Genomic DNA, 22,691 nt, shown 5'->3' on the forward strand with positions numbered 1-22,691 from the left:
GAGCGTCGGCTGCTCCGCGTGATCTTCAGCGGAACGGGCACTTAGGGGAGAGTTTTTCAAAAACCGCATCACGACAATCGGATCGCGCCCGCCAGCCCAACACCGCCTTTAAGCGCCGATCCAAGCCAGGGACGAAACATCATGACGACCACTTCCGAGAAGGACCAGATCCGGATCTTCGACACCACCTTGCGTGACGGCGAACAATCGCCCGGCGCATCGATGACGCTGGAAGAGAAGCTGCAGATTGCCGAAATTCTCGACGACATGGGCGTCGACATCATCGAAGCAGGCTTTCCGATCGCGTCAAACGGCGACTTCGAAGCTGTCAGCGAAATCGCCCGCCGCTCGAAAAACTCTGTGATTGCCGGTCTGGCCCGCGCCATCCACGCCGACATCGACCGATGCGGCGAAGCCGTCAAGCACGCCGGCAAAGGCCGCATCCACACATTCGTGTCGACCTCTCCGATCCATCTGAAGTTCCAGATGAACAAGACCGAAGAGGAAGTGTTGTCGATCATCACCGACACGGTGACCCGCTCGCGCAACCTGATCGACGATGTCGAATGGTCCGCCATGGACGCGACCCGCACACCGATCGACTATCTGTGCCGCTGTGTGGAAGCGGCCATCAAGTGCGGCGCCACCACCATCAACCTGCCGGACACCGTCGGCTATGCGACGCCGGAAGAATACAAGGCCATGTTCGAGCAGATCCGCGAACGCGTGCCGGACAGCGACAAGGCGATCTTCTCCGTCCATTGCCATGACGACCTGGGCCTGGCGGTTGCCAACTCCCTGGCAGGCGTCGCCGGCGGCGCGCGCCAGATCGAATGCACCATCAACGGCCTCGGCGAACGGGCGGGCAACGCGGCGCTGGAAGAGATCGTCATGGCAATCCGCACCCGCGCGGACGTTCTGCCCTACGCCACCCAGATCGATCCGCAATTCATGGTGCGCGCGTCCAAGATGGTCGCCGGCGCCTCCGGTTTCGCCGTCCAGTACAACAAGGCGATTGTCGGCAAGAACGCCTTTGCCCACGAGAGCGGCATTCACCAGGATGGCATGCTGAAAAATGCCGAGACCTACGAGATCATGCGCCCGGAAGACGTCGGCGTGAAAGCCACGTCCCTGGTCATGGGCAAGCACTCCGGCCGCCATGCCTTCCGCGACAAGCTGAAGGAACTGGGTTTCGAACTGGGCGACAACGCCCTGCAGGATGCGTTCCGCCGGTTCAAGGACCTGGCCGACCGCAAGAAGCATGTCTATGACGAGGACATCGAGGCGCTGGTCGAGGACGAGATCAACATCCTGGGCGAAAGCACCAAGGTGATCGCGCTGACCGTGATTGCCGGCACCGGCGGCCCGCAGAAAGCCATCCTGACCATGGATGTCAACGGCCAGCACATCACCAAGGAAGCCACGGGCGACGGCCCGGTCGATGCCACCTTCAACGCCATCAAGGGCATCGTGCCGCATGAAGCGACCCTGTCGCTCTACCAGGTGCACGCGGTCACTGAAGGCACGGACGCACAGGCGGAAGTCTCCGTGCGCCTGGAAGCTGAAGGACGGATCGCCACCGGCAAGGGCGCGGACACCGACACGCTGGTCGCCTCCGCCCGTGCCTATGTCTCGGCCATGAACAAACTGGCCCTGCGCCAGCAGACCGGCAATCCGGGCGCCCTGCAGGCGGTCTAACCGCCTGTAATCTCCAATCAGGCTTAACGAACCGTCAGCCCCTGCAGCCATGCCTTTCAGGCAGGTGCTGCAGGGGCTTTCCTTTGGCCGGGAACCTCATGAAAACACGGCCTTGAGGATCGCTGCGCGTCCTCGCCCCTTTCGCAGAATTCCCTGGGGCAGCAGCCGGAAAGTTCTTCGACGGCTATTTTTTTGTGGTCGGGATTTTTCAGCCTCTTGAAATTTACCAATGGCGTGATCAAGTGCAATGTTACAGCCATGTGACGACGATGGGGCATCGGTCACACGGCAAATGTGCCGAATAAACGAAGGATATATGTACTGACCCTGGCTCGGGTGCCACACAGAAAGCGAACCGGACCTTAACCCTTTCCGCACTATCACTCTACGACATGGTGCGGTTCTGTGACATAAGCGCCGGCTTGCAAGACGCGGACCTTCCGCACCCGACCAACAAGGAATTGACTGCTGCAGGGCTGACAAGTTCCAACAGAACAAAAAGACACTTGGAGACATACCCATGGCTCGACGCCCCCACGGTCACAATGCCCCCCCTGCCCGCCGGACGATGTTCTATCTCGTTCCGTCCAACAGCAATTCCGCCTCAACCGACAATGTCGGTGCCTTCCTGCGGCTCGGAGAGTATTCCGACGTCGAAAAACGGGTCTTTGATCACAATCATCAGAGCGACCTGTTCCCCTCGCAACATATCACCGACGAAGGCAATGACAGTTCCGTCTATACCAATGCCGCCGGCGGTGCCGAGGGCATCATGATGTCCTGCGACGGGCGTGTCCTCGTCAAGGCCGCCGAGCGCATGTACCTGGAAACCGGGAACTATCACCAGAAAACCAACGGCAGCCATACGATGGATGTCAATGGGGACATGTCTCACGCGGTGCAGAACAATTATGCCCTGACGACCGAAACCGGCAACATGACGGTGACCTGCGCCAAGAAGCTGAAGGTCGAGTGCGACGAAGAAGACCGCGACATCAAAGGCAAGTCCAAACACACTTATGAGAAGTGGCACCTGATCAAATACAAGGACTCCTACGAAACCCACAAGTTCGGCTGGGACTTCAACAGCATCTACGGCTTCAACATGACCACCTATTACGGCGGCGTGATGGAATCCGTCTACGGCGTGCGCATGCAGTTCGACAAGTTCAACTTCATGTCCGATTGGGTCTCCCTTAACTGGAAGGGCACCCAGATCGACCTGAAGGGCATCGTCATGAAAAAACTGACGGCCAAGTTCGGTGCCACCGATTGCTCTGCCGAATGGGACGAGATCATGGTCGGCCTGCAGGGTCTGAAAGCCGAGGCGACCCGGCTGGAAGCCAAGCGCAAGGAACTGCATGTCCAGAGCGTCCAGGCGGAACTCAAGAACTTCGGCTGTGACGTCAAGCTCGGCAACCTCAGCTGTTACGTCTGAACCGGTCTCCCCGTATAATGCATGGCCTGCCGTCAAGCCTCCGGGCGTTTGCGGCTGGCCCAAAAACAAACAGACCACGGTGAGAGAGCAGCTTGCCAGCAATCATAAAACCCTCACGGATCTCTGTGGCCCAGCAGACAGAGCTGTCCTGGGACGGTGCCCTGACCACCGTCTCCGCCCATGCCCTGTTTGATTTTTCGGATCCGAAGCGGTTCCTGACCGAACAGGCGCTTTGGCCGATGGTCGCCGAGCAGATGCCAAACGGTGCCATCTTCGACAAGGGGCAGGCCAAGCCGAAGGCTGAGCTGATCATCGCCGGCTGCGCGCTCTCGCCCACGGAAGCCCCTGTCGAGGGTGTCGAAGTCACCGCCCGGTTCGGATCATTTCAAAAGAAGCTGGCTGTTTTCGGTGACCGGTACTGGCGCCTGACCGACCAGGGCGTCCAGATGAGCCGGCCAGCGCCGTTCCTGAAAATGCCGATCGGCGACATTCAGGCCTTCGGTGGTCAGGGCTTTGCCCATAATCCGCGTGGCAAGGGATATGGAGCCTCCATACTTCTGGAATCCGGCTTTGATGCCCCGCTTCCCAACGTTGAAAACCCCGCGCGTTTGATCAAGTCCATAGAAGATCGCCCCACGCCGGTCCATTTTGGTCCGATCGCAGCGGATGATCCGGCACGGATTACCTTGCTTGGCACCTATGACCAGCACTGGATCGACAAGGTCTCACCGCTGAAACCCGAAGACTTCAACCCGCTTTATCACTGCGAAGCGCCGCATGATCAGCGATTTGACGCGTTTTTCGACGGGGGGGAAAGCTTTGCGATCTCCGGTATGTCACGCGGAGAAACAACGGTGGGCGGTCAGCTGCCGTATTTGACGGCGCGCTGTTTTTACGAGCTGGTAAAGGACGGCTCGCTGCATGAAACCGGCATGCACTGCGACACTGTCACCTTGTTCCCGAATCTGCAGAAGGCCGTCCTGACATTCCGCGGCCTCATTCGGGCCGAGGACCGGTTTGCAGAAGACATCGCCTCGATCATGGTCGCGGTGGAAGAAACCGGGCAGACGTCGCGCGACCACGCCTATTACGCGGATATTCACCGGAAACGCCGGTCCAAGGAAGACGGTCACAAATACGCACTCGCCGATTATCAGCTGATGCCCGAAATTGATGCCGCCATCTGGAACGGACGGCAACAGGCAAAGCTCGACAAGGCGGCAGCCGACCGTCAGAAGTTCAAGGACAATCAGGACTGGGCCATCGGCAAGATGCTCGAGGACGAAGGCCTGCCCAAGGACATCTTCCCTGAGCAGCAATCCGGAATTGCCGACGACCTTCCCCTGATTGCCCAGCCAACCCGCGAAGACCTGGAAAACGGTGAACTGGACGTCGCCGCCCTGCTGGACGACGTCAAGGCCGTGGAAGAAGCGCTTCTGGAAAAACGCGACCGGGAAATGGTGCGCGCCGAGCTGCAGCGGCGGGCCGTTGTTGCCGCCGCCCCTTCAGGACGCCTGCCGGCCAATCTTGAAAACCCGATTGTCGACGATGACCTGGTCCAGCGGTATGCGGATGTTGAACTGGATCCGGAACTTGCCGACGGATTGAACCAGCTCAGCAGTCAGCTGAACGCGTTGAAAGCGCAGCGGGAGACGGCCAGTGACGCGGGGGCGGACGCAACCACCGGCCTCGAACCTTCCCTAGACGGCCTCGCCGAATTGTTCGGTGAACCGCAAAGCGCCTCACAGGATGACATCGAGGTGGCATACGACAAGGCGGTGGCCCGCGCGTTGCGCCAGCCGGAAGGCAGCATTCTGGCGGATCTCCGGCAGGCGCTCAGTGATATGGACCTTGCCGGTCTCGACCAGCTGGACACCGATACCCAGGCCACCGATGACGTTCAAAAGGCCGGCGCCAGCCTGGACGGGCTCGACAAGAGTGCTCTGGAAACACAGCTGGACCAGACCCTGAGCCAGACCGGATCGCTTCCGGTGGCCAAAGACACGTTCAACGACATGCTGGACGCACTGATGGGCAAGGCGGCCGAGGCCGATACCGGAGCCTTGCAACCCACGGCCGGGCAAGCCCCGTCTGACGCGGTTCCCGCGGCTGTTGACATGACCATGGCCCGGCTTGAAGAAGCCGACGTCACGGTCGACGAGAACATGGCCATGGCACGCCACCAGTCGCCAACACCACTTTTTCCGCTTGATCCCCTGCCGGAAGGCGTGCCGGTGCGCCTCGGCGCCCTGATCGCGGACAAGCTGAAGGCCGGTCACGCGTTCCAGGGTGCGGACCTGGCCGGCGCAGACCTGCGCGGCGTTGATTTCAGCGGACTGGACCTGACCGACACGTTTTTTGAAAGAGCCGATCTGACCGGCGCCAGCTTTGCCGGTTCAGACCTGACCGGCGCCGTCTTTACCGGTGCGACGCTCGACGGGACGGATTTTACCAAGGCCGACCTGACCCATGCCAATCTCAGCCGGGTGTGCGCCAAGAACATGCGTCTGGACGGGGCCAGGCTCGTTGATCTGATGATCTTTCAGGCCAATTTCTCCGGAACTGCAGGCAGTAACGTCGAATTGGACAAGGTTCGCTTCATCGAAACGACGCTGGACAATGTCAAACTGACGCAAAGCCGGATCACCGACTGCCAGTTCCTGTCCGGAAGTGCCGATGGTATTGGCCTGTCCTCTTCCAAAATCCTTCGCACCATGTTTGTCATGGTGCCGATGACGGGCATGGACCTGACCGGCAGCGACCTGGAACGGATCGGCTTTGTGGAAGTCAATGCTGCGGGAGCCGACGGCCGGAACGGCAAATGGCTTTCCGTCGGTTTCATGGGCAATTGCGATCTGACCGGGGCCCGTTTTGACAGGCTCGACGCAAAGGAAAGCTCCTTCAACACCGCGAAAATGGCGGAGTGCTGTTTCCTGCGGGCGAAAGGGGACACCTGTTTCTTCAATGCCTGTGACCTGAATGGCAACGACTTCCGATTGGCCGCTTTTCGCAATTCGATGTTCGGAAAATCCGATTTCCAGGGCAGCGACTTCTTTGGCGCCAATCTGTTCATGGCGGCACTGACCGGAGCGGATCTGCGGAATTGTTCGATGCGGGCGGCCAATCTCTATGCAGCAAACCTTCTGGACACCAAACTGGCAGGTTGCGATCTGACCGGCGCAAATCTGGGACTGACCCTGATGGAGCAACAGAGCCATGCCTGACAAACCAGACAGAAAGCCGATATCGCGCGAAGACGTTCTGGCCTTTCATGCTCATGAACAGCCGATCATGATGCGAGATGCGGCGGGTCACTCCTTCGCGGGTGAGGACCTCAGCGGCATCCGCTTCATCGACTGCAACCTCACGGGCTGCGACTTCTCAGGCGCCGACCTGTCCGAAGCCCAGATCGTTTCCTGTCGACTGAATGCGGCAACGTTCAACCGCTGCAATCTCTACAACACCCAGCTTGTCGGCTGCGACCTGCCGGGAGCACAGCTGCGGGACACTCACGTCGAACGGCTTCAGCTCGTGGGCGGCGATGCCAGTGGCTGCGCCTTTGAGGGCAGCACTTTCACCGAGATTTCCTTCGCGCAGCCGAACCTGTCCAACGCCGATTTTTCAGGCACTCATTTTTACCGGGCAGCGATGATTGCACCGGACATCAAGGGCGCCAGTTTCGCCAACGCGACCCTGTCGAATTTCATGCTGAGTGAAGCCGACCTGCGGCCGGTCGACATTACCGGGGCGCATATCGACATCGCCCTGTTCGCGGACGCCAACCTGTCGGGGCTCGATCTTGCCGGCCAGTCCTGGCAGCATTGCACATTCCACAAGGGCGCTTTCAAGGGCACCCGGATGGACGGTGCGAACCTGACAGCGTCGGTGTTCGCCGAATGTGACTTTGAAGGTGCCAGCCTGAAGGGTATCACGGCCAACACGACCGGCTTCACAAACAGCAAGCTGGATGGTGTCGACCTGTCCGGAAGCCAGTTGTCTTTGGCGAATTTCGCCGGCGCGGGCCTGTCCGCGGCCCGTTTCAGCAGGTCCCAGATGTTCTCCGCCGTCTTTCTGGAAGCCGATTGCCGGGCTGCGCTCTTTGACGAATGCGACCTTGCCCAGGCGGAACTCTCACACGCGGACCTGTCCGGTGCATCGCTGTCTGCAAGCCGTTTTTACAACACCAAGTTTCACGGCGCCAAAACCGAACAAACTGTGATGCTCGGCACATCAGGCAGCCGCATAGACACCGACACTGAACGACTGATTGCAGAATTGTACCGGACAGACCAGGTCGTCTTGGAGGGCGAGACGCCGGCAAAAGGAGAACAGTATTAATGCCTTTCGTGAACACGCAGGGACCTCTGCCCGGCATGGATTTCTCGGTCCCCGATGTCTACCTGCAAACCACGCCCGCTGGTCCAATGCCGATGCCGCTGATGTCCATGGGTATGCGCGCGACCGAAATTCCGACGTGCCTTCGCACCTATGTCATGTGCACGCCGGTGCATAACATGGCCAATATTGCCCCGGTGACCATCAGTGGTCCCGGTCCCGGTGTCGCGTCCGGCATGGTGTGTTCCAACAGCCGCAACATCCTGGGCTCGTTCAAACTGTTTTTCCAATGCATGCCCGCGACCCGCTCGCTTATGGATCCGACTGCTCAAAATGGCCTGTCGCCAAATTCCGTCGGAATGACACTTTCTCCGTCACAGATTCGGGTCTTGTGCCTGAGTTGATCAAACTGGACCTACGGCCTCTCGGTTCCGCCGAAATCTGATAGACTTGACACACCCTTTCGAGACAGCGAGCAGCTCATGACCCTGAAGACCCAGAGCCAGACGGAACCGGTCGCAAGAACGGCGCAGCAGGATCCAGCATCGAGCGCCGGACTTCAGACCGGGACGGTCAAGGCGCTCCTGACAGAAGTGGAAGCCATGGTGACGCTGGACACGGGCGAACAGATCCATGCGGTTCAGGCCACAAGCTGCCTGCTGGCGCCCGTCATTGGCGACACGGTTCTGGTCTATAGCGGCCCCGAGCAGTCCTTCATGCTATCCGTTCTGGCCCGGGAAGCCACTGTCACGGCTGAAATCGGCGTGACGGGTGCAAAGGATGTCGCCCTGACCACCAAGGGCAGCCTGGCTCTCTCCGCTCCGGACGTGAAGGTGAGTGCCCGCCGGCTAACCGTCCTGACCGAAAGCCTGATGCAGACCGGCAAGCAGCTGGTGACCAATTTCAGCCGGTCCCTTGAGACTTATGTCGACAAGATGGTCAATGCCCGCACTATCACCACGACCGCGCAGAGCCGCAGCAGTGCGATCAAGGAAACCGAGACGCTCAAGGCCGGTATTCTGGTTCAGAACATCGACAGTGTCGCCACGCAGAACAGCGACGTGTCTCTGATCACCGCCAAGGAAGATGTTCGTCTTGATGCCGAACGTGTCAGCATCGGCTGATGCTGCAGCAGGAACAGGGCGACAGGGTAAACAATGCTTCTGGTAGATGACAGACTTCAGGCTGCTCGCGACCACGCGGCCGCCGGCAGGCATGACAACGCAGCCTTGCTGTTTGAAAGCATCCTCGACATATCCCCCGGACATCCGGAAGCCCTCACCGGCCTGATCGAGACAAGCCTTTCCAGAGGCGACCTGCAGTCGGCCCAGTCGCTGCTGACCAAGGCAACAGCACAGAGTGAGCGGGATGCCGGTTTCCTGGCCCTTGCCGCAAAAGTGGCCCTCGCCGGCAACAATCCCGGCGAGGCGGAACGTCTGGCCGATCGGGCTCTGGCGATCGATCCCTTTCATGTCCAGGCCGCGCTGCTGAAAGCCGAGTTTCTGGCCGCTGCCGGCGCCCTATCCGATGTGGAAGTCCTTTTGAAAACCGTTCGAGAGCAGACAGAAAGCCAGGACATCCTGCATGGCATCGCCCGGCTCTACTTCTCGATCGGTCTGTTTGCCCCCGCTCTCGCCTCGGCACGCGAGGCCCATGCGCTGGATCCCGACGATGCTGCTCTCAACGCTCTTGTCGGTCAGCTCCTGACTGTCCTGTCGGATCACGGGGAAGCCGCAGGCTTTCTCCAGAAGGCACACTTGCAGGACCCGGCCAACCCGGAATACCTGCTTGCACTGGCCGATAATGCCGCGGCAACCGGCCAGTTGACGGAAGCGTTGCGGTTTGCCGACCGGGTCAAGACACTGTTTCCAGACTCCATGCCCGCCTGGCTCTGTTACATCCGGATCAAGGCAGAACGGGGTGAGGCAGAAGAAGCCCTGCGGGACTTCGCACCGGTTGCCAAGGCGTCGAAGAACCGCATGGAAGCCGTGCTGACGCTGGGAACCGCCTACGGTCTGGCCGGGGAACCGGAAAAGACCTTGCAGCTACTGGAACCGCTGCTTGGCAACAGCGACCGGCTGGAAGAGCCTGACAGGACCCGGCTGTTGAGCGTGCTCCGGGAAGCGTATCTTGCAACGGGTCAACTGGACAGGCTGCCAGAGGTGCTCAATCTTTCCGGTTCGGACGCGGCCAAGAAGCCGGACGAGGAGGCTCTGGCGAACCATCTCCGCTCTTCGGCGATGGTGGTCGATCCCGGTCTGAGCAACCTGGAATTCATGGTGATGGCCCGGTTTATCGGCGCCGCCGGACAAGGAACACAAACGCCCGTGATTGGTGCGGCAACTCTGGCCGGCCTTGTGCGGCTGTTCGATTTCGACACCTTTCTGCCGAGCGATGCCCGGCTGGTCGCTCAGCCTCATCCGGAAGTTTCTGGAACCTTTCCGGTCTCTGGTCTGCTGGCCGTGCCGGCTCAAATGCGTGGTGGTCTGACGGGCACCACACCTTATCTGCCGGCGCGCGAAGACCGCCTGCAACGCTGGCGCGACGCCTTGTCGGAGTTTCCGAAACCCTGGATCGGAATCGCCTGGAATGAAGCCCCGCCCGGACTGACCCTGGGCAGCCTGCTTTCCGGCCTGCCCCAGCTGCCCGGAACCCTGGTCAGCACCATCTGGGACCACAGCCGGTCCCAGCTTGCAGGCCACAAGGGTATCATCGACGCCGGACGCCACGTCGAACAGCTCGAAGATCTCGCTGCACTGGTGCAGGTGCTGGATTATGTCGTCGGTCCGGACGGCATCGTTCTGCATGCGGCGGGTGCCTCCGGAACGCCAGGCCTGGCGCTCGTCCCGCGTGTTGCGCCCTGGTACTGGTTTTCAGAAGAGGGTCGCAGCATCTGGTATCCGAGCCTTGATGTCATCCGCTCTCCAAGGGCCGGCCATTGGGCAACGCTCCTTCCCGAACTCTCCGAAGAAATTGCCAGGCGGTTTCACAACGGGATCTGACCAGTCGGGTCGCTCCATCCGCCCCGCTGACAGCGGTGCTGATGAAGTGCTATGAAAAGTACTGGAACGGCCGTTTTCCGGCGCCCTCGGCTTCGCCCCTGGAACATTCGCTGTGCTATCGGCCGATCCTGGTTGCGTGGAACCAGGGAGCGGAGGGCGTTGGAGCAAGGACTGACAGCCCAGAACATGAACAGGGTCCTGATTGCCGGATGCCCGGGCTCCGGCAAGTCACAGGCTGCGCGCAAACTCGGCCAGCTAACCGGGCTGCCGGTCATTCACCTGGACAGCCATTACTGGTTGCCGGGCTGGCAACGTCCGACAAAGGCAGCCTGGCGTGCGACCATTCAGGAACTCGTCGCCAGACCTCGATGGATCATGGACGGCAACTTTGCCGACACGCTGGACCTGCGCCTCGCGGCAGCGGACACGCTGATTTACCTGGATTTTTCCACTCTGCTGTGTGCCACAAGAGTGGCGCGGCGCACCTTGTTCGGACGTGGCAAATCACGTGAAGGCGAATTGCCCGAAGGCTGCGTCGAGCGGATCGACTGGCCATTTTTCCGTTTCGTTCTGAACTACAGGGAAGACCACCGCGAGAAAGACCTTGCGGGCATCAACTCATTTGCCGGCAGGAGCTACATTTTTACCAGGCCACGGCAGTTAGGACGTTTTTTTGCCGGGCTCAAAAAGTCGATCGGCATCTGAAACTCCCTTTGCCAGAAAAAGGGCCGCAACACGGCCCCTCTCCTCTGACCGGTCACTTGCAGAGTTCACCGGAATAGCGAACAAGGCCCTGCAAATCCTGCGGATTGCGCAGGTCCACCAGGCCGTAGCTTGAAAAGCTTCCGCCATAATCGGACAATGTGCCCCGACCCTGGCCTTCCTGAACATCATAACTGATTTCAATCATGTAGCGACCAGGCCTGCCCGGAACTGCGGTCAGGATGCCGACATCTTTGGTGTAGATCGCTCCGCCATCCGCACGGCCGAAATAGTGTTCCATCTCCATCTCAAGTCCGGTCTCCGTGGCGCGCTGCTCCAGGATCTTGCCGGACGCATTGGTCACCGACCCCATCAGCGTCGCGGAGATAATCACCGGCTTTCCTTCGCCTTCGGCAAAGAAATTCGGAATGGCGACGCCACCGATTTCCAGGCAGTCATCGGCCATGGCAGGCAGAGCCGTCATCAACATGGCAGCAGCTGCCGCCAGTGTGGTTCGAAACGTTTTCATGTGTTTGATCCTGCGATTTCTGTCTGACACTCAGCCTTTGGCAAGGCGCTCGGAAAGCTGCTGATTGGTCATCGCCTCGCCGTCCAGGTTCCAGGTCCCGTCCACCGTGTGAACGAGGTTCGACCAGATCTTCTCCCGCGGCAGCCGCCCCTCGGCGGCATCGGCGATGATATCGGTCGCCTCCTTGAAGAAGCCGACCTGGATGTCCCGGTCGGCCAGGGCAAAGGATGGTGTCTTGCATTCCAGCCAGGCACCCTTGACCGGTTCGCCCCCGGAGAGGGCTCCACCGTGCGGCAGCGCCTGGATCTGCATGGTGACGTTGGGTGTCATGACGGCGTTGCCGGCAAGCCCGTGCCATTTCAGGAAAGCTTCCGTGATTTTCTTTCCGGCCAACCGGCCAGCTTCCGCGGTCAGGACACCTTCCGTGTAATTCAATGCGAGTGGCATGGTTCTGCTCCTTCTAAAAAATATAACGTTCGTTATATTTAGTTGCGAGGCTTATTTATGTAACGATCGTTATTTTGTCAAGATTCAAATAACGATCGTTATAAAAAGGCAGACAGCATGGCAAAACAGCAGCTACGCAAGGCGGAGACACATCGCGCACTTCTGAACGCCTCCAGCCGGGCGTTTCGCAGCGAAGGTTTTTCCGGCGTTGGCGTGGACGCGATCGCAAAGGCGGCGGGCGCAACATCCGGGGCGTTCTACGCCCATCTTGGGTCCAAGGACGGAGCTTTCCACGCAGCTCTGGAGCTCGGCCTGAACGAGGTGATCGAGACTGTACCTGCCTACCAGGATCAGCATGGTGCGGGCTGGGTAGAGGCCTTTGCCCGGTATTATCTTGGAGCGGCCCATCGCAAGGACAGGGCCTGCGGCTGTGCCATGACCGCCATGTCGCCGGACGTGGCCCGCGCCAAGCCGGACACACGCGCTCTTTACGACCAGAAGATGCGGGCGATTGCGGCACTCATCGCCAAGGGCCTGCCAGGGGAAACCGACGTGCTGCGCCTGAACCGCGCCTGGGCCTTTCTGAGCGTCCTGATCGGTGCCCTGACGACCGCCCGGGCGCTGTCCGATGACCAACTCGCGGAAACGCTGACATCTGCCGCGCTTCCTGTTGCCCTGGCAGCCGCGACGGGCGGTTTCCTGTCCTAAGAGTTAAAGACGGCTTCCAGGCTCACCGGCCCGGGAGAGTGATGCGTTAGCCTCTGTCAGGAACTGGCGACGCGTAACCCGGAAAATCCTGCAGGCAACCCCGTCGATTTCGCGATCCTGCCAGAGGTGAAGCCCGGCTTTTTGCAACACCCTTATCGACGCATCATGCGCCTCCTCCGCAGTTGCAAACAGCTGCGGTTCAGCGGTTTCTTCGAAGAACCAGGCAACCAGGGCACAGGCGATCTCTGTGGCATAACCGGCACCCCAGGCGTTTCTCTGCAGCACATAGCCGAGTTCATAACCTTCGGGATCTTTCAGCTTGGAAAAACCCGCTCGTCCGACCAGAACGCCGTCCAGTGTCTCCAGCTTCCAGCCGGAGATCTTGTGCCGCCGGTTGTCTTCCAGATAGCGGTCAAGACGGTCACGCACGTCCCCGGGCTGGAGTGCAACCGGACCTGACGCCAGGAAACGGTTGACCTCCGGATCAGCATGCAGCGCGACAAGCGCAGGCAAGTCGTCCTCGGAAAATGGCATCAGTCGCAGCCGGTCTGTCTGAACCACAGGGTGAATCAAGGTCTGGACTTTCCGGTTTGAAGGTCTGGACAATACATGATCTTGATCAGGCCATCGCCCTTTCCACCCGGTAGAACCGGCAGGCAAGCCCGTTAATGTCCATGTCCCGCCAGAAGCACATGCCGGCTTTCTCCATGACCTTCAGGGAGGCCTCATGTTCCCGCACCGCATAGGCGATGAGATGATCCTGGTCGGTATTGTCGAAGAACCAGGCGACAAGCGCAGATGCAATCTCGGTCGCATATCCCCTGCCCCAGGCCGATCTCCTCAGACTGTAGCCGAGTTCATACCCATCCGGATCCGACTGCCAGGAAAACCCGGCGCGGCCGACAAAACGGCCGTCAAGGGTCTCCAGTTTCCATTTCGAGATGCCCGACTGGACGTGATCCTCAGCATAGTTTTTCAAGCGGCGATGCACTTCCTCCGGGCTCATGACCACCGGCCCCGGCGACAGGTACCGATTGACCTCCGGGTCGGAATGCAGCTCCTGCAGTTTCAGAAAATCATCTTCGGTGAATGGCGTCAGGCGCAGCCGTGCCGTTTCCAATACAGGCTTGATCAAAATGAACACTTTCAAAAAAAGGGACCGTGTCGAACACGGTCCCAGGCAAACAACCGGGCGCCAACAGGCGCCGGCGCACTGCCTATGCACTCATGAGATAGGATTGCATGGACGGGCTGAGCAGCTGGAACACATCCGCCTGCATACCGTCAATCACCTTGCTTTCGCGATGATAGAATCCGGCATCCAGGACGACATCACGCATGAGACGGTTATCGGTCCGGACGACGGCAACAAGATGCGAGAAATAGGTATTTTCGAAGAACCAGCCCGACAGCGCAGCGCACAGACGGGTCGGCAATTCCGGATCCGCGTCGAGCACGTCGTTGCGCAGACAATAGTTCAGGCTGATCTCCGAGGTCTCGGCGACCGGTGTGAACCCCGCCCAGCCCAGAAAGTCGCCTTCCGGAGAAACCGCTTTCCACTTCGCGAAACCGAGGTCGTCCTGGTTTTGCAGAGCCGAACGCACCAGCTCGGCTGCGTCAACGACCGTGCAATTGCTGGAGAATTCGTGACATCGGTTTCCATACGGGTCGGAATGAAGGTCTTTGACGAGATGAATATCCGCCGGCGAAAAAGGGACAAGCCGCACTGCGCCGCATTCGAGATAAATCGTCTGCACCATGTCCTCCCTGGTTCTGAAGTCTGTTTGACCGCCACCGCCTCATTCCCGAAACGATTGCAGACAGGGCGATTCATATAACCCTGAATTGTGCCAACCCGATGGCAGACAAAAGTATAAGAACAAAATCGGAAAAAATAAATTCGTATTACCAACAGGTTAACCTGATACTCGACGCTGCAGCGCACACTTGATATGTTAACCAACTATCCGGAAAATATGCCTTGCCAGTTTTCCAGGTTGATTCCGGCCGACGGATCAACCCGTTGCCAACCGCCCATCTGGTTGCGGAACCAGGTTTCCTGACGTTTGGCGTATTGCCGCGTTGCAACAGTCAGCCTGTGGAGCGTTTCTGAATAATCGGCTTCTCCAGCCAGGAAAGCGCCGATTTCAGCGACCCCGATAGCCCGCATTGCCGGAAGTTTGTCTGAAAGGTCCTTCTCCAGAAGCGAACGCACTTCGGCCTGACCGGCTTCCGCCAGCATCAGCTCCGCCCTTTGCGCAATACGCTCGTGCAGCCAGGGCCGGGGCGGCGCCAGCACGATCCGGCAGCACTCTTCCGGCCGCAGCAATGGCGGCGCCTGATGCGCCTTCTGCCAATGTGCGAGCGACTTGCCCGTGGCCATCAGCACCTCCAGGGCGCGGGCGAGACGCTGCGGATCGGAAAGTGCCTCAGCAGCGGTCTTGTCGCCCAGCCGGGTCAGCTCCTGTCTTAATCCTTCCACACCCTGCCGGTCCGCCAGATCACGGGCCTGACGGCGTATCTCCTCCGGTATCTCCGGCATTTCGGCAAATCCTTCGGTCAGCGCCTTGAAATAAAGCCCCGTGCCGCCAACCAGGATCGGCATCTGCCCCCTCTCTTCTGCTGAGGCAATTTCGGTCCCGACAAGCCGCAGCCAGGCCCCGGTCGAGAAGGCCTGGGACGCCGGAAGGATGCCATAGAGACGATGAGGCACGTCTGCCTCTTCTTCTGCCGACGGCCGGGCGCTGACAAGGCGGAGCTCCCGATAGAGCTGCATGGAGTCGGCATTGACAATGACACCATTCAGTTTTTTTGCCAGATCCAGAGCCAGGGCGGACTTGCCGCTGGCCGTCGGCCCGGCTATCAGAATGACGCGCCTGTTCAAAGCTTCTGTCCTGTTGCCTTCCAAGGAACTGTCCATGTCTCTCGTTGCCACTTTGGTGTCCACGCCGACTGCGCCCGCTGTCGATCAGGAACTGCTCGTCGGGGCTGCCGACACCCTGGGTGCCACAGAGGCACCGGTCGTTCTCAGCCCCGGTGTTGCAGCCGATATCCGGTTTACCGGTGCCGATGCAAGAGCTGCCGAACAGGATCTGCGCAGCATCATCGGCTCACAACCTGTCGACGTCTTTGTGCAGGCAGACGGAGATCGCCGCAAGCGCCTGCTGATTGCCGACATGGATTCCACCATGATCCGCCAGGAATGCATTGACGAACTGGCGGCTGAACTCGGCCTGAAGGAACGCATCTCGGAGATCACCGAACGTGCCATGCGCGGCGAAATCGAGTTTGAGCCGGCGCTGGAGGAGCGTGTCGGCCTTCTTGAAGGCCTTCCGGTCTCCGCGATCGGTTCCGTCCTGAGCAACCGCATCCAGCTGATGCCAGGCGGCCGCACGCTGGTCCAGACCATGAAGGCCAACGGCGCCTATTGTGCACTCGTTTCAGGCGGCTTCACCCATTTCACCAAGGCGATTGCAAATATGATCGGCTTTGACGAGAACCAGGCCAACACGCTGTTGGAAGCGGACGGCAAACTGACCGGCAGGGTTGGTCAGCCCATTTTGGGGCGCGACGCCAAGCGGGCTCGTCTGGAGTTTCTCGCAGCCGAAAAAGGCATCTCGTTTGAGAACACGCTGGCCGTCGGCGATGGCGCCAACGACCTGGCCATGATCGAGCGCGCCGGCACCGGCGTTGCCTACCGCGCCAAGCCTGCGGTCGCTGAAGCCGCCGATTTCCGGATCGATCACGGTGATCTGACGGCCCTGCTCTATTTGCAGGGCTATGCGGAGAAGGATTTCGTGTTGAGCTGAAGTGGCGCAGCGTTTCCTGGCTGCTCGACAGCCCCCGCGACGCATGCCACTTATCAAGAACTGTCTCGACCCCGAAGACATTTCACCGTGCCCCCTGGTCCAACCGCGTTTCACGCAGAAACAGTGCCTCCGGGCCCCTTGCAACGCACTCGCGTCTTGATGAAGACCATCCGCCAGTTTTGAAACATGCCAAGATGATTGCCATTCAAGAAATCCGTGCCGCAGCTGATCGCATTGCCGGGAAGGTGCTTGTCACCCCCGCGATCGAGGCTCCGGTTCTGTCAAAGCTGCTTGGACGACGAACCGTTCTCAAACTCGAGAACCTGCAAATCGGTGGATCTTTCAAACGAAGGGGCGTGTTGAACAGGCTCCTGTCCACGGATACCGAAGCCGAAAGCGCACAATTTGTGGCTGTCAGCGGCGGAAACTTTGGCATCGCGCTTGCGGAAGTGTGCGAGACACTGGGCCTGGCTGTGACAATCGTCCTGCCTGAATCTGCTCCTGTGGCATCCGCACAGCGCATTGAAGCGGCCGGGGCAAAGGTGATCTGGACGCCGGATGTCGCGTCTGCCTTTGCCAGGGCGGATGAGCTCGCTGCAAACGGCTATTCATTGATCGACGATTGCGATGATGTCCAGATCGCAGCCGGATCCGGCACATTGGCGCTGGAATTTCTGGAAGCAGCGCCCCAGATCACGGACATTTTTGCCACCATCGGCGGCGGCTCGATGATTTCCGGTGTTGCCACGGTGACAAAGGCCCTCTCCCCGCAGACCAGGGTCTGGGGTGTCGAGACGCATGGATCCGACTCGATGGCCAGAGCCATGAAACAACGCGCGCCCGTCACCATCGATGTGACGACCGCCATATCGACGCTTGGCGTCCCGATCGTTTCCGGTGTGTTTCTGGAGTGTGTTCTGGAACTGGTCCGGGAGGTTGTTGTGGTGGAAGACCGGGAAGCCTTCCAGGGCGTCATAGACTTCGCCGAGAAAGAACACATCTGGGTGGAACCGGCGGCAGGGGCACTGATACCTGCAGCGCGGCGCGTCGCCGCCAATTTGCCAGGTGATGCCGTCATAGGCCTTGTGATCTGTGGTGGCAATGCAACCGTCTCGGATGTGACCCGGATTTCAGGCTGAGCGCCCGGGCTCCCATGAAGTGGGTATCGACTTGATGCGCAAAACCGCAATCCATCTCGACGGAATTCCGGTCACTTGCAAGTCCGGCTGAGCCGGCCTTCAGTAGGATCAGCAACAAAGCAGCCCATCCTTCGAGAAGGTCGTTACGGTCCTTCTCAGGTTGAGGAAACCGGGTGGAGCCTTGACACAAAAAAGGCGCCGTTTCCGGCGCCTTTCTCAGATCCAAATTCGTTGACCGAACTTACTGGTCTTCGATCCGCACCGGTACGAAACGAACGTCGCCGGTCGGGTTGGACAGAAGCAGCAGTGCCGAGCGGCGGCCGTCTTCCTTGAGTTTCTTGATCTGGGCCTCGACATCGGCCGGCGTTGCCACGGGCTCCTGGGCGACTTCCTTGATCACGTCACCCGCCATCACCCGCTTTTCTTCGGCGGACGAACCGGACAGAACTTCGGTGACAACAACACCGGAGACGTCTTCCTCGATCGAGAACTGCTCACGCAGCGCATCGTCCAGTTCGGCAAGCATCATGCCGAGCACTTCGCTTTTTTCAGCCGGCTTGTCCGCGGGCTCGTCCTCGGTGGTTGCGCTTGCCTCGGTGACTTCATTTTCCTGAAGGCGCTCCAGCGTCACGGAGATCGTGACTTCCTCGCCCTTGCGCAGCACGACGACTTCAACTTCCTTGCCGATGGCGGTTTCTGCAACCATGCGCGGCAGTTCCCGCATGGCTTCCACCTCCTTGCCGTCGAACTTGATGATCACGTCGCCCGGTTCGATCTCGGCCTTGGCGGCCGGACCGTCCTCGGTCACGCCGGCAACCAGCGCGCCCATGGCCTCTTCCATGGCCAGGCTGTCAGCGATTTCGTCGGTGACTTCCTGAATGCGTACGCCAAGCCAGCCACGGCGGGTCTCACCGAACTCGCGCAGCTGGTCGATAACGCGCATGGCCGTCTTGGCCGGGATCGCAAAGCCGATGCCGATTGAACCGCCGGACGGCGAGATGATCGCGGTGTTGATGCCGACCACGTTGCCCTGCATGTCGAACAGCGGGCCACCGGAGTTGCCCCGGTTGATCGACGCATCCGTCTGGATGAAATTGTCATAGGGACCGGAATTGATATCGCGGTTCCGCGCCGAGACAATACCCACGGTGACCGTTCCGCCAAGACCGAACGGGTTGCCGATGGCCATGACCCAGTCACCGACACGGATGGTGTCGCTATTGCCGAAATCGACCGCTTTCAGCGGCGTTTCCGGCTCGACCTTCAAGACAGCAATATCGGTCTTTTCATCGGTACCGATGATTTCAGCACGCAGCTTGGTGCCGTCATTGAAGTTGGCGGTGATTTCATCGGCGCCTTCAATCACGTGATTGTTGGTGATGATGATGCCTTCCGTGCCATCGATGACAAAGCCGGAGCCCAGCGACTGAACGCGGCGCGGCTGATCGTCGTCGCGGTTCTGCCGGTTGAAGAATTCCTCGAAGAACTCCTGGAACGGCGATCCGTCCGGAACCTGCGGCATCGGCACCGAACGGCGCCCTTGAACGGTCTGAGCCGTGGAAATGTTCACAACCGCATCTGCAAGGTTTTCCGCCAGATCGGCGACGGACACCGGTCCCTGCGCATGGGCTGTGTTGACGGGCTGCACCAGTGCCATACCGCCAAGCAGAATACCCGCAGCAGCGGCTGCAACGCGGGTCATCCGACGGCGCATCATTTTTGGAGCCATTAGGCTTTCTCCTCATCCCGGCCGGTGGGATCGCCAGCCATTCTTTCACGGGCCGGCATCCGATGGGTGTTTTAAGGTTCGTTTCCCAGAATATAGAACGGGCGGGAGGATTTGGCCCCTCCCGCCCGAAAACTTTTCGTTATCCGCGAATGATCCACACAAGAAACACGCCGATCACGGCCGCAATCAGGCCCGTCAGGCGCAGGGTCTGGTCCGGGGTCTCCAGCGCGCTGCGCATGATGGCTTTCATGCCACCGGGCACCAGCGCGTAGAGCACACCTTCAAGCACAAGGACCAGGCCCAGTGCGGTCACCAGCTCGCTCATTGAGAGGCGAGAGACGGCGACCGGTCGGACACGCCTTGGCTGCCATTGTCATTGGCGGCCGGATCAAGGTTCTGCCCCATCGGGTCCTTGAAGAACCGGAAGAAGCTCGAGTCAGGCGAGAGCACAAGGCTGGTATCTCCCGACTGCAAGCCGGCTTCATAGGCCTGCATGGACCGGTAGAAGGCAAAGAACTCCGGATCGGCGCCGAATGCTTCAGCAAAGATCTTGTTCCGCTCTGCGTCACCGTCACCGCGGGTGATTTCCGAATCCCGCTTCGCTTCAGCAACCAGAACCGTCGCGTCGCGATCTGCGCGCGAGCGGATCCGGCGGGCGACTTCCTCACCCTGGGCGCGGATTTCGGTGGCTTCCCGCTGACGTTCCGTCTGCATGCGGGCGTAAATCGCCTGGGAGTTGGCATCCGGCAGGTCGGCCCGGCGGATCTTCACGTCGATGACCTCAATGCCGAGTTCCTTGGCGTTTGCGCTGACGTCCTTGCGGATCGCTTCCATCACTCCGGAACGGTCGTCGCGCACGAGCGCCACGAAGCTGGTGCGGCCAAGCTCGGACCGGAGCGAGGACTGCAGCAAGGTCGACAGGCGGCGGTTGGCCGTCTGCACATTGGCAACACGCTGGTAGAAGAGCACCGGATCGGAGATCTTGTAACGCGCAAAGGCATCCACCACGAGACGCTTCTTGTCCGAGGAGATCGGCTCGAGCGGCGGCATGTTCAGGTTGAGAACACGCTTGTCGAGGTAAACGACGTTCTGGATGAACGGATACTTGAAGTAGTAACCGGGCTCCGTTTTCGGTTGGTCGACAATCCGGCCGAGCTGCAGGACGAGCGCCTGCTGGGTCGGGTTGACGATGTAGATCGACATGTAGCCGAGCACGGCCACGCCAATCAGGAGAATGGCAAGAATTCCACTGCGCATGATCAGTTTCCTCCGGTCCGTGCCGTCGTGGCACTGCCGCCACGCGGGTTCAGGTCATTGAGCGGCAGGAAGGGCAACACGCCCGATCCGGAGGACTCGCTGTCAATGATGATCTTGTTGTTGGCACCCAGGACTTTTTCCAGGGTCTCGAGGTAAAGACGCTCGCGGGTGACATCCGGAGCATTCTTGTACTGTTCATAGATCTTGGTGAAACGCTGGGACTGACCGGTTGCCTCGGCAATGGTCTGGTCCTTGTAGGCGTTGGCCGCTTCCAGAACGCGGGCTGCTTCACCACGCGCTTCCGGAACGACCCGGTTGGCGTAGGCTTCTGCCTCGTTGCGGATACGCTCCTGGTCGGCGCGGGCTGCCTGCACGTCGCGGAAGGCGTCGATGACCTGTGCCGGCGGGTCAACCCGCTGCATCTGCACTTCGGCAATCTCGATACCCGCCCGGTAGCTGTCCAGGGTCGTCTGCATCAGCGTGACGACGTCGTTCTGGATGGCAACGCGGTTCTCGGTCAGGATGGAGTCGATGTTCGAGCTGCCTACGGCTTCACGCATGGCGCTTTCGGCCACCGCCTTCACCGTCGCTTCAGGATCCTGAATGTTGAACAGGTAGTCGCTGATGCCATCGCGAGTGTTCTTGATACGCCACAGAACCTTGAAGCCGACATCAACGATGTTTTCGTCGCCCGTCAGCATCAGGCTTTCTTCCGAGACGTCGCGCGCACGCACCACACCGGAGCTGCTCACGGTTTCTTCCGTGCCAACCGTTGTTTCACGCTGCAGCTCGACTTTCGGCTTGTAAACTTCGCCGATCGGGTAAGGCCAGTTGTAGTTCAGGCCCGGAGGGGTCTGGTCGTTGACTTCACCCAGAACCAGCTCAACGCCGACTTCACCTTCGTCCACGACATAAAAGCCCGTGGCCAGCCAGCCGATCACGACGACACCGGCAACGATCAGCACGCCGATGGCACCCAGGCCACCGCCGCCGCCACCAGGCAGCACGTTTTTCATGCGGTCCTGGGTGCGTTTCAGGAGCTCTTCCAGATCCGGCGGGTTGTTACCACCCCGGTTCGGGCCGCCACCGCCCCCCCAGGGTCCGTTGTTGTTTCCGCCGCCGCCCCATGGGCCGCCGCCGTTCCCGCCACCTTTCCAGGGGCCACCGCCACCTGACTGATTGCTCCAAGGCATCAAAACTTCCTTCTTCGAGATCCGGCGATGGGTGCCGGACATGGGCTGGTGCCCGTTCTGACTCACCGTTGGTTATAGGGAGGTTACTGGCCGCTTTCAACGGAAAGCGGGGCGCAAGATCCTCCCGAAACCAATAAGATTTCCCGTGCCGCAGGTGGGGCCTGAGACCGTATGTGTCAAGCGGCAAAGGCACAATATGCCGCAGCTGGGCTGCAGCTTGCGCGAAAATCAGGACCGGATCATGTCGATATGCGGAATGCCATCTTCGATGTAGACGTCGGAAACGGTCTTGAAGCCAAGAGATCCGTAGAACTTTTCCAGGTAGGCCTGCGCCGAGACATGGACCTCGCATCCTGGCAACAGGTCAAGCGCCTTGTCGATCCCGGCCTGCATCAACAGGCGCCCGAGACCGGTGCCGCGTGCTTCTTCGGCAATCACCACGCGGCCGATGCGCGACATTGCCTTGTCTGCGTCCGTCAGGAGACGGATGGAGCCCAGCAAGGCGCCTGTGTCCCGGTTCTGGATCAGATAGTGCAGTGTCTCCTGATCCTTGCCGTCGATATCGGCATAGAAAGACTGTTGCTCCAGGATGAAGACCTGCTGACGCAGGCGCAACAGATCGTAGAGCTCTTGCAGGCTGAGCTCGTCAAAGGCCGCCCAGCGGGCAGTCATGGTCGCAGAAAGGGTCATTCACTCAGGTCTTTG

22 protein-coding genes are annotated in these 22,691 nt (G+C 60.0%); 11 read left to right on the plus strand and 11 right to left on the minus strand.

The features are described from left to right. The first annotated feature begins 141 nt into the window (after positions 1–141). The 8 genes from ACO6TG_RS06025 (at position 142) to ACO6TG_RS06060 (ending at position 11,178) form a co-directional block, all read left to right on the plus strand. On the plus strand, positions 142–1,698 hold the full coding sequence (locus ACO6TG_RS06025) for a 2-isopropylmalate synthase (RefSeq protein WP_094071646.1): 1,557 nt from the start codon (positions 142–144) through the stop codon (positions 1,696–1,698). Between the two features lie 520 nt (positions 1,699–2,218). Continuing rightward, complete coding sequence (locus tag ACO6TG_RS06030) at positions 2,219–3,136, plus strand: hypothetical protein (RefSeq protein WP_422377340.1); 918 nt, start codon at positions 2,219–2,221, stop codon at positions 3,134–3,136. 92 nt (positions 3,137–3,228) lie between these two features. Continuing rightward, on the plus strand, positions 3,229–6,360 hold the full coding sequence (locus ACO6TG_RS06035; protein ID WP_422377341.1) for a DUF2169 domain-containing protein: 3,132 nt from the start codon (positions 3,229–3,231) through the stop codon (positions 6,358–6,360). Further along, positions 6,353–7,474: a pentapeptide repeat-containing protein gene (locus ACO6TG_RS06040; RefSeq protein ID WP_422377342.1), complete on the plus strand. Its 1,122-nt coding sequence runs from the start codon at positions 6,353–6,355 to the stop codon at positions 7,472–7,474. The genes ACO6TG_RS06035 and ACO6TG_RS06040 overlap by 8 nt, the downstream gene beginning before the upstream one ends. A gap of 35 nt (positions 7,475–7,509) precedes the next feature. Beyond that, positions 7,510–7,875: a PAAR-like domain-containing protein gene (locus ACO6TG_RS06045; protein ID WP_422377343.1), complete on the plus strand. Its 366-nt coding sequence runs from the start codon at positions 7,510–7,512 to the stop codon at positions 7,873–7,875. 78 nt (positions 7,876–7,953) lie between these two features. After that, complete coding sequence (locus ACO6TG_RS06050; RefSeq protein WP_422377344.1) at positions 7,954–8,595, plus strand: DUF3540 domain-containing protein; 642 nt, start codon at positions 7,954–7,956, stop codon at positions 8,593–8,595. A 33-nt stretch (positions 8,596–8,628) separates the two neighbouring features. Next, a complete protein-coding gene (locus tag ACO6TG_RS06055) occupies positions 8,629–10,473 on the plus strand; it encodes a tetratricopeptide repeat protein (RefSeq protein ID WP_422377345.1) in 1,845 nt (614 codons plus the stop codon). Positions 10,474–10,632: 159 nt separating this feature from the next. Further along, positions 10,633–11,178, plus strand: a complete 546-nt coding sequence (locus ACO6TG_RS06060; RefSeq protein WP_422377346.1) for an adenylate kinase — start codon at positions 10,633–10,635, stop codon at positions 11,176–11,178. Between the two features lie 52 nt (positions 11,179–11,230). Here ACO6TG_RS06060 and ACO6TG_RS06065 read toward each other — a convergent pair whose 3' ends face one another. Together ACO6TG_RS06065 and ACO6TG_RS06070 are read right to left on the minus strand one after the other, a co-directional pair. After that, positions 11,231–11,704, minus strand: coding sequence for a hypothetical protein (locus ACO6TG_RS06065; protein ID WP_422377347.1), 474 nt, complete (start codon positions 11,702–11,704; stop codon positions 11,231–11,233). A 30-nt stretch (positions 11,705–11,734) separates the two neighbouring features. Further along, positions 11,735–12,151, minus strand: coding sequence for a 4-oxalocrotonate tautomerase (locus ACO6TG_RS06070; RefSeq protein ID WP_422377348.1), 417 nt, complete (start codon positions 12,149–12,151; stop codon positions 11,735–11,737). Between the two features lie 117 nt (positions 12,152–12,268). Between ACO6TG_RS06070 and ACO6TG_RS06075 the strand changes: the two genes are divergently transcribed. Further along, positions 12,269–12,859: a TetR/AcrR family transcriptional regulator gene (locus tag ACO6TG_RS06075; RefSeq protein WP_422377349.1), complete on the plus strand. Its 591-nt coding sequence runs from the start codon at positions 12,269–12,271 to the stop codon at positions 12,857–12,859. A gap of 3 nt (positions 12,860–12,862) precedes the next feature. On the opposite strand, the gene ACO6TG_RS06080 is transcribed toward ACO6TG_RS06075, so the two are convergent. From ACO6TG_RS06080 to miaA, 4 genes are all read right to left on the minus strand, one after another. Then, positions 12,863–13,393 (minus strand): GNAT family N-acetyltransferase, encoded by a 531-nt coding sequence (locus ACO6TG_RS06080; RefSeq protein WP_422377350.1) that lies wholly within the window; start codon positions 13,391–13,393, stop codon positions 12,863–12,865. 85 nt (positions 13,394–13,478) lie between these two features. Beyond that, complete coding sequence (locus ACO6TG_RS06085; protein WP_422377351.1) at positions 13,479–13,994, minus strand: GNAT family N-acetyltransferase; 516 nt, start codon at positions 13,992–13,994, stop codon at positions 13,479–13,481. 82 nt (positions 13,995–14,076) lie between these two features. Then, positions 14,077–14,619: a GNAT family N-acetyltransferase gene (locus tag ACO6TG_RS06090; protein ID WP_422377352.1), complete on the minus strand. Its 543-nt coding sequence runs from the start codon at positions 14,617–14,619 to the stop codon at positions 14,077–14,079. 203 nt (positions 14,620–14,822) lie between these two features. Next, positions 14,823–15,779: a tRNA (adenosine(37)-N6)-dimethylallyltransferase MiaA gene (miaA, locus tag ACO6TG_RS06095; RefSeq protein ID WP_422377353.1), complete on the minus strand. Its 957-nt coding sequence runs from the start codon at positions 15,777–15,779 to the stop codon at positions 14,823–14,825. On the opposite strand from miaA, the gene serB reads away from it, so the two are divergent. Together serB and ACO6TG_RS06105 are read left to right on the plus strand one after the other, a co-directional pair. After that, positions 15,778–16,668: a phosphoserine phosphatase SerB gene (serB, locus tag ACO6TG_RS06100; RefSeq protein ID WP_422377354.1), complete on the plus strand. Its 891-nt coding sequence runs from the start codon at positions 15,778–15,780 to the stop codon at positions 16,666–16,668. The two genes, miaA and serB, sit on opposite strands and share 2 nt — an antisense overlap. Positions 16,669–16,862: 194 nt before the next feature. Continuing rightward, positions 16,863–17,807: a pyridoxal-phosphate dependent enzyme gene (locus ACO6TG_RS06105; RefSeq protein ID WP_422377355.1), complete on the plus strand. Its 945-nt coding sequence runs from the start codon at positions 16,863–16,865 to the stop codon at positions 17,805–17,807. Between the two features lie 241 nt (positions 17,808–18,048). Here ACO6TG_RS06105 and ACO6TG_RS06110 read toward each other — a convergent pair whose 3' ends face one another. The 5 genes from ACO6TG_RS06110 to ACO6TG_RS06130 form a co-directional block, all read right to left on the minus strand. Continuing rightward, the gene (locus ACO6TG_RS06110) at positions 18,049–19,536 is read right to left on the minus strand and encodes a DegQ family serine endoprotease (RefSeq protein WP_422377356.1); all 1,488 of its coding nucleotides are present in this window, start codon (positions 19,534–19,536) and stop codon (positions 18,049–18,051) included. A gap of 139 nt (positions 19,537–19,675) precedes the next feature. After that, positions 19,676–19,849, minus strand: coding sequence for a DUF2065 domain-containing protein (locus ACO6TG_RS06115; protein ID WP_371681844.1), 174 nt, complete (start codon positions 19,847–19,849; stop codon positions 19,676–19,678). A gap of 8 nt (positions 19,850–19,857) precedes the next feature. Next, positions 19,858–20,793 carry a protease modulator HflC gene (hflC, locus tag ACO6TG_RS06120; RefSeq protein WP_422377357.1) on the minus strand — a complete coding sequence of 312 codons (936 nt, stop codon included), beginning with the start codon at positions 20,791–20,793 and terminating at the stop codon, positions 19,858–19,860. 2 nt (positions 20,794–20,795) lie between these two features. After that, positions 20,796–21,986: an FtsH protease activity modulator HflK gene (gene hflK / locus ACO6TG_RS06125; protein WP_422377358.1), complete on the minus strand. Its 1,191-nt coding sequence runs from the start codon at positions 21,984–21,986 to the stop codon at positions 20,796–20,798. Between the two features lie 228 nt (positions 21,987–22,214). Then, the gene (locus ACO6TG_RS06130) at positions 22,215–22,676 is read right to left on the minus strand and encodes a GNAT family N-acetyltransferase (protein WP_422377359.1); all 462 of its coding nucleotides are present in this window, start codon (positions 22,674–22,676) and stop codon (positions 22,215–22,217) included. Positions 22,677–22,691 lie beyond the last annotated feature (15 nt).

It is taken from the genome of Roseibium sp., from assembly GCF_965233565.1.
GTDB lineage: Bacteria > Pseudomonadota > Alphaproteobacteria > Rhizobiales > Stappiaceae > Roseibium.